At 49.3% G+C, this 12,774-nt stretch carries 9 protein-coding genes; 6 read left to right on the plus strand and 3 right to left on the minus strand.

Translation table 11 applies throughout. The annotated features are described in order from the left end of the window. Positions 1-235 precede the first annotated feature (235 nt). The 3 genes from GS601_RS22230 (at position 236) to GS601_RS22240 (ending at position 6,832) form a co-directional block, all read left to right on the plus strand. Positions 236-2,383, plus strand: a complete 2,148-nt coding sequence (locus GS601_RS22230; RefSeq protein ID WP_162425477.1) for a polyribonucleotide nucleotidyltransferase — start codon at positions 236-238, stop codon at positions 2,381-2,383. A gap of 750 nt (positions 2,384-3,133) precedes the next feature. Further along, on the plus strand, positions 3,134-3,769 hold the full coding sequence (gene cobO / locus GS601_RS22235; protein WP_162425478.1) for a cob(I)yrinic acid a,c-diamide adenosyltransferase: 636 nt from the start codon (positions 3,134-3,136) through the stop codon (positions 3,767-3,769). 372 nt (positions 3,770-4,141) lie between these two features. Next, the gene (locus tag GS601_RS22240; protein ID WP_162425479.1) at positions 4,142-6,832 is read left to right on the plus strand and encodes an FG-GAP repeat domain-containing protein; all 2,691 of its coding nucleotides are present in this window, start codon (positions 4,142-4,144) and stop codon (positions 6,830-6,832) included. A gap of 174 nt (positions 6,833-7,006) precedes the next feature. Here the strand turns inward: GS601_RS22240 and GS601_RS22245 are convergent, their stop codons facing one another. From GS601_RS22245 to GS601_RS22255, 3 genes are all read right to left on the minus strand, one after another. After that, entirely contained in the window at positions 7,007-7,948 is a 942-nt protein-coding gene (locus tag GS601_RS22245; RefSeq protein WP_162425480.1) for a peptidoglycan recognition protein family protein, read from the minus strand. A gap of 188 nt (positions 7,949-8,136) precedes the next feature. Beyond that, the gene (locus tag GS601_RS22250) at positions 8,137-8,484 is read right to left on the minus strand and encodes a hypothetical protein (protein ID WP_162425481.1); all 348 of its coding nucleotides are present in this window, start codon (positions 8,482-8,484) and stop codon (positions 8,137-8,139) included. A gap of 65 nt (positions 8,485-8,549) precedes the next feature. Further along, positions 8,550-9,899 (minus strand): tetratricopeptide repeat protein, encoded by a 1,350-nt coding sequence (locus GS601_RS22255; protein WP_162425482.1) that lies wholly within the window; start codon positions 9,897-9,899, stop codon positions 8,550-8,552. Between the two features lie 767 nt (positions 9,900-10,666). On the opposite strand from GS601_RS22255, the gene GS601_RS22260 reads away from it, so the two are divergent. From GS601_RS22260 to GS601_RS22270, 3 genes are all read left to right on the plus strand, one after another. Continuing rightward, on the plus strand, positions 10,667-11,458 hold the full coding sequence (locus GS601_RS22260) for an LmeA family phospholipid-binding protein (protein ID WP_162425483.1): 792 nt from the start codon (positions 10,667-10,669) through the stop codon (positions 11,456-11,458). 140 nt (positions 11,459-11,598) lie between these two features. Further along, positions 11,599-12,237, plus strand: a complete 639-nt coding sequence (locus GS601_RS22265) for a MotA/TolQ/ExbB proton channel family protein (protein ID WP_162425484.1) — start codon at positions 11,599-11,601, stop codon at positions 12,235-12,237. Further along, the gene (locus GS601_RS22270; protein ID WP_162425485.1) at positions 12,224-12,625 is read left to right on the plus strand and encodes an ExbD/TolR family protein; all 402 of its coding nucleotides are present in this window, start codon (positions 12,224-12,226) and stop codon (positions 12,623-12,625) included. The genes GS601_RS22265 and GS601_RS22270 overlap by 14 nt, the downstream gene beginning before the upstream one ends. The last annotated feature ends 149 nt before the right edge of the window (positions 12,626-12,774 follow it).

The raw sequence follows: 12,774 nt of genomic DNA on the forward strand, positions 1-12,774 counted from the left end.
TGGGCATGAAGTTTTAGCATTTTCAGCCTATCGAGTTTGCCCCTTTCTTGTCTCAATCCTTATCCCGAACTCAGGTTCAAACAGGTTCTATAGATCTTCATTTCACCATCGCAAGCTCCTATTAATTCCTCGCATCGCTGCCAACAACTACCGCATAAAAAAAGTCGTGTCAGTATATCAGTGCTAGGATTGCCACAGTACAAAAAAAGAACAAGATAAAGGAAAGGAACACTTCATGCAAGAGTTCGAGAAGTCAATATCCTTTGATGGTAGGGATATTCGGCTTAAAGTTGGCATGTTAGCCCCTCAAGCCGGAGGATCAGTCTTAATTCAGTCAGAAGATACGGCAGTTTTAGTGGCAGCAACCCGTGCCAGTGGGCGAGAAGGAATTGATTTCCTGCCGCTGCTCGTTGATTATGAAGAGCGGATGTATGCAGCAGGGCGCATCCCCGGTGGCTTCATCAAGCGGGAAGGACGCCCCCCCGAAAAATCAACCCTGACCAGTCGCTTGATTGACCGCCCAATGCGCCCCCTGTTTCCGTCTTGGTTGCGAGACGACATTCAAATTGTGGCGACCACGCTTTCAATGGATGAGCGCGTTCCGCCTGATGTCTTGGCAGTAACCGGAGCCTCGATCGCAACGCTGCTTGCCAAAATTCCGTTTAACGGACCGATGGCAGCCGTGCGGGTCGGTTTAGTGGGCGATGACTTTATTATTAACCCTAGCTTCCAAGAAATTGAAACGGGAGATTTGGATCTTGTGGTTGCCGGTTCGCCCGAAGGCGTGATTATGGTTGAGGCGCGATCGAACCAGTTGCCCGAAGCAGACATGATCGAAGCGATCGACTTTGGCTATGAAGCGGTGCGGGATCTTATTCAAGCTCAGCGCGAATTTATCGCGGCGCTTGGCATTGAGATGGTAACCGAAGCACCCCCGGACGTTGATCCAACGCTGGAGGATTTTATCCGCGATCGCGTGACGGTTCCGGTCAAGGAGGTTTTGGCGCGCTTTGAGAAGGACAAAAACGTCCGGGATGCCGCGTTGGATGACATCAAAGAAACCGTTGTTCAAGCGATCGCAGAACTGCCCGAAGAAAATTCGCTGAAAGCAGCGGCAAGCGCCAATCCAAAAACCTTGAGCAACACCTTCAAGGCAGTCACGAAAGCGCTGATGCGCCGTCAGATCGTAGAAGATGGCGTGCGCGTTGATGGTCGCAAGCTCGATGAAGTCCGCCCAATTTCGTGCTTTGTGGGGGTTTTGCCAAAGCGGGTTCACGGCACTGGCTTATTCAATCGCGGGCTAACTCAAGTGCTGTCTGTGGCAACCCTTGGCAGCCCCGGTGATGCCCAAGCGCTAGATGATCTGCATCCCGATTCGCTCAAGCGATATATCCATCACTACAACTTTCCGCCGTATTCAGTCGGAGAGACCCGCCCGATGCGATCGCCCGGTCGTCGGGAAATTGGTCACGGTGCCTTAGCAGAGCGATCGCTGCTGCCCGTTTTGCCGTCTAAAGAAGACTTCCCTTACGTGATTCGCGTTGTTTCAGAAGTTCTATCGTCTAACGGCTCGACGTCGATGGGGTCGGTATGTGGCTCGACCTTGGCATTGATGGATGCAGGCGTGCCGATTGTCAAGCCGGTGAGCGGTGCGGCGATGGGTCTGATCAAAGAAGGCGAAGAAATCCGCATCCTGACTGATATTCAGGGCATGGAAGACTTCCTTGGCGATATGGACTTTAAAGTTGCAGGCACCGACACAGGCATCAACGCGCTGCAACTCGACATGAAGATTGCCGGGTTGCCGATGAACGTGATTGCTGATGCGATCAATCAGGCAAAACCTGCCCGTTTGCACATTCTTGGCAAAATGCTGGAAGCGATCGACACGCCGCGATCGGAGATGTCGCCCTATGCGCCTCGTTTGCTGACGATCAAAATCGATCCAGATATGATCGGGTTGGTCATTGGGCCAGGTGGTAAAACGATCAAAGGCATCACCGAAGAAACCGGAGCGAAGATCGACATTGACGACGATGGAACTGTTACCGTTTCAGCGCTCGATGGTGAACAAGCAAAACGTGCCAGAAGTATTATTCAAGGCATGACGCGCAAGCTAAATGCTGGCGATACCTTTGCAGGTAGAGTAACGCGAATTATCCCGATCGGGGCATTTGTCGAATTTCTGCCGGGGAAAGAAGGTATGGTTCACATCTCACAACTTGCGGATCATCGTGTTGGCAAGGTGGAAGATGAAGTTGCTGTTGGGGATGAAGTCGTAGTCAAGATTCGAGAAATCGACAATCGCGGCAGAGTTAACCTGACGCGGTTGGGTATTCATCCTGATGAAGCGAGTGCGGCTCGTGAAGTTGTGGCGGGTTAATCACTTACTTTGGTGATTAGGTGGGCGTTGCCGAATCTGAGTATGCATCGCAGATCTGCCCTCTTCCAAAAGGAGAGGGGATAAGAATTCTAGCTCACTTCTCACCAACTCTTCTCCTTGGGGAGAAGGACAAATCATACTTGCATTCAGCAACACCATTAGGTGAATAAGTGATCAGAATCGCTCTCTAGCCGTTGAGGTTGGGGAGCGCTTTTTTTGCAAGCTTGAAGCGATCCTCCGAAGTTTGGCAAAGTCGTTTTCTCCGAAGTTGCGCTTTGCGCGAATCGCACAATTCACCTTCCAGTAGACCAAAAGTTTGTCCAGACCAAAAAAAGGGACTGCGATCGCACCTGTAAACGGCTTATCAAGTATCGGGATGCTGAATCAAGCAAGCGCGATCGCAAACTCGATAACTCCATGCTGAATCAAGCAAGCGCGATCGTAAACTCGATAAGAGTATGGAAGACATCGAGATAGGGAGATGCAAAACTCAAGACAGGAAGGTGAAATCTCGATACCTGCTGCGAGGTCTCGACAAGCGAGGTGCGGATAGGACATGGAACAGCGCGATCGCAAGGATAAGGTCTGCGATCAAAGCTACCGTTTGGAATACTGAAGAATTACTATAAATAAGGTCGAGTTCAGAATTTGCGAAGATTTTCTTTCCGGCTCTATGTTCTGTCAGGCTGGTAGGCTAGAACTAGCTAAACCTGACCATCTTGCAAGTATGTTTCTCATTGTTCTACGCTCATGACTATTCCACCCACACCGTCGAGTCCATTACCCCTCAACGCTGAGCAGCATCGGCTCAAAATGCAGCGTCGTAAGGAGGTTCAAGATCAGCGATTGGCGGAGCGCGATCGCGAAAAAGGATTAATTGTCGTCCATACCGGAAATGGCAAGGGCAAAACTACGGCAGCCTTGGGAATGGTACTGCGATCGCTGGGTCATGGCTACAAAGTGGCGATCGTCCAGTTCATTAAAGGCGCATGGGAACCTGCCGAGAAAGCAGCATTTGAGAAGTGGGGCGATCAACTTGAGTTTCATGCCCTCGGAGAAGGCTTTACGTGGGAAACCCAAGATCGCGATCGCGACATTCAAAAAGCGCTGGAAGCCTGGGAGCAAGCGCTTTCTTACATTAACAACCCCGATTTCAAGCTGGTGCTGCTAGACGAGGTTAACATTGCGCTCAAATTAGGATATCTGAGCCTCGAAACCGTGCTAGCTGGATTAGAGCAAAAGCCAGAAGATTCTCATGTGATCCTTACAGGTCGCGGAGCACCAACCGCCCTAATTGAAAAAGCAGATCTAGTCACAGAAATGACCCTGGTTAAACATCCTTTTCGCGAACAGGGGATCAAAGCTCAGCCCGGAATCGAGTTTTAGTTAACGTTCTGACCCACCGTTTTTGGCGTAAACCCGCTCTCTAGTGTCAAGATGGCGGGTTTTTTGCGCCTTTTCCCACAGCGTTGTCTAGAACCTGACATCTGAGCGGTTAGTTCTAGAACTATGTCTTGCGAAACTGAAACCATAAGCAACTTGACCTTTTTCAGTATTAACTCTGAAGTTAGTTATCAGTAATTTGTATAAATTTCATTCAGGATGAAATCACGCACGTAGGCTTCTGAGCAAATTGGTTGCGCTGCCGTTCTATACCAAAAAAACAATTGAGACCGTTAGCTGACTTCAGAAACGAGGAATTCTAGAACCTGAAGTCGGAAAGATTTTGTCGTCCTTCACTCACAACGAGTAACCGCTATGCCTACCAACGAACAATTTGATGCTGCTATATCGCTAAATAACCCGTTCAGCTTACAAACTGAAACAGGAGTACTGGGCAGCAAAGACGACATCAAACTTTATAAAGTTTCTGCTAGCAGCAGCAGCCTCAACGCAAGGCTATCTCTAACCGATTTGTCAGGAAACGCGCTGCTCAGAGTTTATGACAACGATCGCATGCTTGTTCAGGGTGGAGCATCTAACCAACCCTCTCGCCTCTCCGAGTCCATTCTTCTTAATAACCTTGCTTCGGGAACCTATTACATTGAAGTTGCCCTAGACCCAGATCCTGCGGTCACGTCTGCCAGCTATAAGCTCAACGTTGAGTTCAACACAACCGCAGATTTCAGTAACATTTTTTGGCGCAACAATAGCCTTGAGCAGTACGCTATCTGGCAAATGGCGGGAAACACCGTGCTTAACGGGGACGTTGTGAGTGGGCTTGATGCAGGTTGGCAAGCTCAAGGTTTTGCCGACTTCAATGGGGACGGGGAAGATGACATTGTTTGGCGAAACCTTAACTCAGGTGAAGTAGCCTTCTCATTCTTGAAAGACAAGCAGATTATTGGGTCTGGCAGCATTCAAGGCGTTCCCCTCGATTGGAACATTAGTTACACGGCAAATCTCAATGGTGACAAATTTGCTGACTTAGTTTGGCAAAAACCTTCCACCGGAGAGGCTTCGATGTGGCTAATGCAAGGCGCAACTCGGCTTAGCGCTGAGATCATACCGTCAGCACCAGATTGGTCTATTCGGCATGTCGGCGATCTCAATGGTGACAACCGAGACGACATGATTTGGAGATCGACCAGCGGAACCACATCTTTCGTTTTAATGGAAGGAACAGCGATCGCAGAGCAAGGAGCAGCGATCGCTGTTCCACCCGCGTGGAAGATTGAATTTCTCGCCGATTTAGATGGCGACGGCACAGAAGATATTGTTTGGCGCAATGAACAAACAGGTGTTGTTTCGCTCTGGTTGATGGACGGAATACAGCGCACTGCCTTCCAGGAAATCTCGGCAGGATTGGGATGGCGCGTGGAGCAAGTCGGTGATTTCAATGGAGATGGTAAGGCTGATTTGCTTTGGCGGAGCGTCAGCAACGATGTTGTAGTCACCCTGATGGATGGACTGACCACAATCACAAATGCATCCCTACAACCTGTTGGTCAAGAGTGGAAGGTAGAGCAAGTTTCTGACTTTAACGGCGACGGCAAAGATGACTTGCTTTGGCGCTCTGAAAGCGCTCAATCGGTATCAATTTGGTTGATGGATGGAACTGCCAACACAGTTGAGCGGCTCAAGAGCAACGGAGTAGTTGCTAATCAGGAGTATGGAGGAATCGATGCGGGTTGGAAAATCCAAGGCATTCTTCACCGAACGTTAACTTCCCAGCCCTTCAGTATTAGTGATGCCACGCTTGAAACTGCGTTCAATATTGGCACCTTAGATGACACAGGTGTGTATCAAGACAACATTCAAGTGGGTGAGGATGATTTCTATAGATTCTCAGTAGGGGTTGAAACTGACTTGACCGCCGCGATCGCAGGAGGCGATCTAGAACTTTATAAGAGTGTTGCTGGAGTTTGGGAACTGCAAACGTATCAAGCGGGTGTCAAAGAAACGATCGGAACAGGTGAGTATTACGTTAGAGTAAGCGGGACTAACACCGTAGCGCAGCCGTATACGCTCACCATTACAGGCATACCGCGTCGCATCAACCTCTTGGGAACCGCCTTTGCGCTGGGGCAATCTTCGATCGCATTAGATGATTCAGATGCGGCAAATAACAGCGTCAACGCAACCTTCCAGATTAAGAACCTAGAGGCTTTTGTCGCACAAGACTTCAAGGTATCGTTCTATATCTCACGAGATTCGGAAATTAATCCGTTCGACATGACTGGGATTAGTGGCGACCAACAGCTAGAGATCGAGCTAGTCGGTATCTCAAGCGAAGAGGGTGAGCTTTCTGGTAACGACCTGCTTGTGAAGAAGCTACTTGGTAAAAACGGCACATTTGACGGAACCGTAAAGCTGACGCTGCCAAACGTTGTGGGCGATGTCGATGGCTTCTGGACAATTGACAAGCCCTATTACATTGGCATGGCGATCAACGTGAGCGGTCTCCAAAATGAAACGGATCAAGGAAATAACTTCAACGTCGAGTTTGGGAAAGACAAGTTTGAACTGGGCGTCAGCGAAATTCCGACAACCGACTTGACTGGCAAGAGCCTCACAGGGGCAACCTCAACTGACACCTTCGCTCCGGGAGAGCTTGTTCCTCTGACCTATGTGATTGAGAACTTGGGCAGTAAGCCAGCGTCAACCTCATTCCGGGTCAATTTCTACGCTTCTCTTGACGCAGATATTAACCCAGACGAAGACTTTTTAGTGGACTCTCGAATCATTAACAGCACCATTGGAAGACAAACCACGAGTGCAGCTTTAATGGCAGAGGCAATTCTGCCGACTAAGAACACTTGGTCAGCCCTGGAAAACTTGTTTGGGCGGACGGAGATTTATCTAGGGATGTTTGTCAATTCTGTGACGACTGACCTGAGCGAACCGGAACGTGATAACAACCTCAATCAAGCGTTCTTCGACCCAAATAATCCGGCTAATCGGTTTGATAAGCTTCTGACCTATATTGATCTAGGTTCAGAGATTTAGCTTCGTGATTTTAATGGGTAGGCAATCGTTGTCTTAGCCCAGGTTCTGAATGAAGGGATACATCTTGTATCCCTTTTTTTGGGTAAAAAGAAAAGCCTATCTTTCGTCTGATCCGCAGGCTTAAGGTTTTATAGCGTTGACCAGTGAGGTAGATCAAGCCAGGGAGCAACAGAGTTATTCTTCCTGTGCGATCGCAGGAGTAGAACATTGCATAGCGATCTCTGCATTTCTGGGATAAAGATAGAGCAACCGGAAAAAGTATTGAGCATCAAAGCTTCTCGGATCGCTGCGTTGCCGAGAGCGATCGACTAACCGATGGCTTGTGATACGGGAATCGGACAGACCTGTTTTGGCAACTAGCCATGCGAGGGATTGATATTGCGCTCTGGTATATCCACTATGGCTGCTTCCGTTACCTCGCCCATCGGGAGGCGTAACCAGAGAGACATGGTAAGCAAAATTGTTGACTGAAGCCGGGAAGTTTGGATTTGTTTTCACTGCCTCATCTTTGGTTCCACTAAACACCGAGTTTCCGGCACCAAAGGCGCGACGATCGGGCGGAACCATGTACACCACCGTGCCATCTTCTTTGATGAGCGTGTGGTAGCTAACTTGGTCATCGTCTCTGGGATGCGAGGTTTGAAAATAATTAATGGTTGATTGCGCTGATCCCACCGTTTCATGGAGAACAACGATCGGAGTATTTTCCACAGGGTTGCCGTTTAGGTCTTGGAGAAACCGCCGCCCAAAGTTGGTTGGGTGAGCGAGGATCACTTCTTCTTGGGGACGATAACTCGGTGAGGCTACTGGGGAACCGACCGATGAATCTAGACTAGCCGTGGTAAGTTCCTGTCTAAACCGGCTCAGTGGCACCTGTTCACGAATTGCAGGAAGCCTTCTATATTTGCTTGAAGAGGCAGAAGGTTTGACTGCACAAGCGCTAGATAACAAACCACTGGAGGCATCTGCTTGGGGCTGGAGGGCGAGGGTTATGGGTGTAGGAAGCGGAGGAATTCTCTTGCCTTCTAGCCATTCTGCATCTCCAGAGCGAATCGTAAAAAGCAGAGCAGCTAAACCAAGAGTGACGATCGCAAGTGCCCGCAGAAGTTTTTTCATGGCAAGTCGGTTAGGAAATCAGTGTGGAAAATCAGTGGCAACCATGGAAGCGGGTGTCCTCTAGCCCAAACATAGAAGGTTTCAGCACGAATCTCCACAGAGGAATTTGTTGAGAAATGTGTAGTCTGCATAACCCAAGTCATCTCACTGCACGGAGAAGCCGTTACCTATCAACCGGTTAGGCTTTACTACCGCTTTAAGGCTGTCACTTGTTTCTCTAAAATTGTCACCCGTTCTTTAAGTTCGATGACCAATGTTGCCAGTCGATCAAACTGGGGATCTGCTGAGGCAGGTTGCCGTCTTGTGGGAGACTGAACGGTAGGAGCAGTGCGACCTGAGGGTGCACGATTGGCAGATAACTGATTCACCTGATTTCTTAATCCTGCCAGGTCTGTTTCGAGGCGTGAAAGGCGAGAGTCTGCGCTAATTTGGGCTTGTACAGGCGACCCAGTGCGAATTGTAATGAGGAAAAAGATTGCCGCTCCTACGATCGCAAGAGCAACGGGTTGAAGGAGGGCTGACCATCGACGGAGCATGGGGATACTGACACTATTGAACTCATTCTAGAAAACCGCAGATTTACCGATTTTGTCATCTGACCTCAGAATGGTGGTGCGATCGCGAGCAACCGTTGAAACTCTAGTGTTTGGTGCAGATCCTCGAAGGCGCGATCGTGCTCCGCTTCGTCTCGGTAGTCTGGCTGGAGGGCGATCGCCCGTCTGAGGTGCTCCAGCGCCCATTCCCTATTGTTTTGTCTGGCATAACAGCGCGCCTCTTGATAAAACACTGTTGCGTTATCCGGCGCGATGCCGAGCGCTTTATCAAAACTGACGATGGCATCTGAGTAGTATCCAGCCGTTTGGAGCGCCACCCCCAACGAAACCCAGCCCTCGTGATTGTACGGTTCGATCATCAGCGCCTTCAAGTAGCTGCCGATCGCTTCATCGTGACGGTGCAAACTATCGAGGACATGACCCCGATATTGCCATACCTTGGGGTGGTCGGTCTGAAGCAGGAGGGCGCGATCGAGGTTTTGAATTGCGGCTTCGACTCGTCCGAGTTCCCACAAGATCAGCCCACGTAGCACCCAAATTTTGAAACTGTTGGGATGCATCGCGATCGCATGATCAAGATAATTCAGCGCTGCTTCGAGGCGGCTCAGTTTTCTCAGAACGATGGTCTGATTGTAAAGTGCACACAGATCGTCCGGCTCGATCGCCAAGGCACGATCAAAGCTAGATCGGGCTTCTCCAAGGCGACCCAAAGAGCCTAATACAATTCCTTGCGTGCAGAGGGCTTGAAAGTTTTTTGGAGCCAACGTCAGAGCCGTTTCTAGACTTTCCAACGCTTCGGGATGCTTTTCGAGTTTCCACAATCCAAACGCTCGGAAGTTCCAGAGATTCACATCATCCGGCTGATGCTTGATCGCTTGCTCAACGCTAGTGACGGCTTCTTCAAAACAGCCTAACTTGCCTAATACTTGCCCCCGGTAGCCCCAGGCTTTGTAATGATCAGACTGAATCGCCACGGCTTTCTCTAGGCTGTAAATCGCCTCGTGATGGCGACCCAAGCGAGAGAGGGCTTTTCCGTGTTGATACCAAGGCTTGGGATTGTGGGGGGTAAGGGCGATCGCTTTTTCATAATGCGCGATCGCAGCGGCATGGCGTCCAAGCTTTGTTAATGCCTGAGCATAGTTGTACCAGGCTTTGGCGTTGCTGCCATTGAGTTGAACCGTGTGTTGATAGCTTGCGATCGCAGCGTCATAACGCCCCAATTTGCCTAGCAAATAGCCCCGATAGTGCCACATCTCAAAATCATCGGCATGGCTGACCAAAGCTCGATCTAGGCATGAGATCGCGGCTTCATACCATCCCATTTGGCTTAAGGCAAGCCCACGGGAATACCACCCCTGAGAAGATTGTTCACGATCATTGCAGCTTAGGTTCGCCAAGATAACACCTCCGAATGAGTCAGCACCAACACGCAAACTGATTGAGAATTCTGATTAAAATCCCAAGATCGAATTGAAAAGGTGAATACAACCCTGACGCACCCTATCCCTGACCAGACAAATAGTTGGTAGAAAATGGTTGGTAGAAAATTTAGTAGAAAGCAAACTAGCAGAATTTCAATCAGGCTGAACGATCCAGAAGTTTATGCCCGACGATGTGACGGAGTTGAACCCAGCGATCGACCTGGCAGCATGGCTAACCTAGAAGCTAGTACCTTCAGAAACTAAAGCCTTTACGGGTGATATGGTTACCCACCTATTTAAGTAATTTCCCGTAGATTAGGCGTCGTCGTCAACCGGGTTCATGGATATTTCACACTCAAATCTGAACTGCTTTACCCCATGCCCAGACTTGGAAGAGGCTTCTTTCTCTAGATCCGTTGCCTTCTGCATCCTAGTCATACCAAACTGATTTTTCACGGCGACAGATCCTCAACCCCTTGCCTACGGCATCCCCCCCTAGGTCAGCAGGGACTTTCCGGTTCCTCTCCTGACTCAGGGGGTTGGGGGAGGTCGTAGGTCTGTAGCATTTACAGATTAATTTGGTATCAAGAGTTGCTGAGCCAATAAATCCTAAAGAAGTTTACAATCTTGATAACGGCTACAAGGTAATTCTATCCATCGATTTGCTTCTGCGACCAGATTCAGGTTTACCTTTCTTAACAAGTTGTTACAATACTAGAGAACTGTTATGAGTGAGGAACTCCATGTTTGGTGGCTTCACTAGTCTCAAAACCCCTTCTGGTACCGATTTCGGTGAGCAAATGCTCAACAAAGTCGCCAGCCAATCGATTCGTCACCTTTTTTCTGAAAGCGAATCTGTCGATATTTCTGTGCGTTGTTTTCCATCCAGTAAGCTGCTTCAGGGCAGCATTGACAGCTTTAAGATGAGCGGTCAGAAACTTTTGATTCGCAAAGAGTTTTGGGTTGAAGATATGTGGTTTGAGACAGATGCGGTCTCGATCGATTTCGGCTCGATCGTGTCCGGTAAAATTCGGCTCAAACAGCCCACACAGGCAGTAGCCCAGGTTACCCTAACCGAAGCGGGGATCAACCGAGCCTTCAAGTCTGAGTTGGTGGCAAAACGTTTGGTTGATATTACCGAACCAGCGTTGATGGATTTGTCGGGTGGAGAGCCTGTTTCCTTCACAGATATTGACTTGCAGCTATTGCCAGATAACCAAATCCGCATGTTTGCGAAGGCGGCGCTACCCAACGGCACAGTTCCCATTAGCCTGACTTCTACCTTAGAAATTTCTCGGCGGCGGCGGGTTCTATTTCAAAACTCGAAATTTGAGCCTGATGCAGTGCCGGAAGCGCAGCGAGGCGTATCTGAGGTGTTGACAAAAGCGTTTGCAGAGATTTTAAACAACATGGTTGACCTCGATCGCTTTGATCTTGATGGTGTCATGCTGCGTCTCAATCGCTTGGAAACGGAAGGCGATAAGCTGATCTTTAGCGGCTACGCAGAAATTGAGCGATTTCCAAGCGCGGCTTAGGCGGGTCTGGCTCAGGGGATTTGTAAGAGGGCTGGAGTGATTTGATGAAGGCAGCAGTCTGTTGGGTTAATGTGTTGGGTTGAACAGGGCGATCGTCATCGATAATAATTCAGTGTCGATCGTCGTTTGCTCTTCTGCCCATGAATTGGCTCATAACTGGCATTGTTGTGGCGCTGCCCTTGCTCGGATTTTCGATTTTGGCAGTGGCACTGATCATCGAACGGATTATTTTTTGGTCGAAGCTAGGCAAGCGCAGCGATCGCTTTGTTCGAGAAGTGCTTACCCTTTATAGGCGAAATCCTAGAGATGCTTTTACGCTGTTAAAGCAAAACGCTGATCTGCCCATCGCCCGTATCTTTATCGCCGCGCTAGAGCTAGAACAGGCGACCCCAGACGAGTTTCGGTTGGCGTTAGAAAGCGCGGCTCAGGCTGAGATTCCTTTACTCAAACGGTTTAACACAGTGTTCGACACGATTATCAGTCTTGCTCCGTTGCTCGGATTGCTCGGCACGATTTTAGGATTGATCACTTCATTCGCGTCGTTGCAGCTTGGCGATGTAGGAGGCACGAATAGTCGGGGTGTAACGGGGGGAATTAGTGAGGCGCTGATCTCTACCGCCGCCGGATTGATTGTAGCAATTTTTACCTTGCTGTTTGCCAATACATTTCGAGGATTGTATCTGCGACAAATTGCCTTGATTCAAGAATATGGCGGGCAGCTAGAATTGCTCTACCGTCGTCGCCGTGAAGGAGGCGGATTCCCTTATGCGACTTCCTGAAGAACCGGATCTGCCCCCTCAGATTTACATCGTGCCTATGATCGATGTCGTGTTTGCAATTTTGACGTTTTTTATTTTGTCTACGTTGTATCTGACGCGATCGCAGGGACTTCGCGTATCCCTACCAAGCGCGGCAACTGCTCAATCTCAGAATGCGTCGCAAGTTGTGGTTAGTCTCGATCAAAAAGGCAATTTAGCGTTAGACAAGCAACCCATTAAACTTAACGTTCTCAGCGATCGAGTCCGCACGTTACTAAGTAGAGATCGTCAAGCCGTTGTGATTATCAATGCAGATGAGCGGGTGAGTCACGGGCAAGTGGTTGCGGTAATGGATCAGTTGCGAACAATCCCTAATATCAGACTGGGAATTGCAACTCAACAGCCGTGACCTGGTGCGATTTCCTATAGCCGCGATCGCGAGCGTGACGAGACGCTTGGATGAAGGTTCTGATCAACATTTAACTCAACCACTATGCACTTTCAGTGCATAGGTTCCTCCAGGGCTGAAAGCCCAAGTCAACTCATTCCAGCACGAAA

Origin of the sequence: Myxacorys almedinensis A, assembly GCF_010091945.1 — a bacterium.
Classification (GTDB): domain Bacteria; phylum Cyanobacteriota; class Cyanobacteriia; order Leptolyngbyales; family Leptolyngbyaceae; genus Myxacorys; species Myxacorys almedinensis.

Excerpts from the sequence above, each read along its gene's own strand:
- cobO (WP_162425478.1), top strand. The coding sequence starts at position 3,134 with ATGACTATTCCACCCACACCGTCGAGTCCATTACCCCTCAACGCTGAG.
- GS601_RS22250 (WP_162425481.1), bottom strand. The coding sequence starts at position 8,484 with ATGCTCCGTCGATGGTCAGCCCTCCTTCAACCCGTTGCTCTTGCGATC.
- GS601_RS22230 (WP_162425477.1), top strand. The coding sequence starts at position 236 with ATGCAAGAGTTCGAGAAGTCAATATCCTTTGATGGTAGGGATATTCGG.
- GS601_RS22240 (WP_162425479.1), top strand. The coding sequence starts at position 4,142 with ATGCCTACCAACGAACAATTTGATGCTGCTATATCGCTAAATAACCCG.
- GS601_RS22270 (WP_162425485.1), top strand. The coding sequence starts at position 12,224 with ATGCGACTTCCTGAAGAACCGGATCTGCCCCCTCAGATTTACATCGTG.
- GS601_RS22265 (WP_162425484.1), top strand. The coding sequence starts at position 11,599 with ATGAATTGGCTCATAACTGGCATTGTTGTGGCGCTGCCCTTGCTCGGA.
- GS601_RS22245 (WP_162425480.1), bottom strand. The coding sequence starts at position 7,948 with ATGAAAAAACTTCTGCGGGCACTTGCGATCGTCACTCTTGGTTTAGCT.
- GS601_RS22260 (WP_162425483.1), top strand. The coding sequence starts at position 10,667 with ATGTTTGGTGGCTTCACTAGTCTCAAAACCCCTTCTGGTACCGATTTC.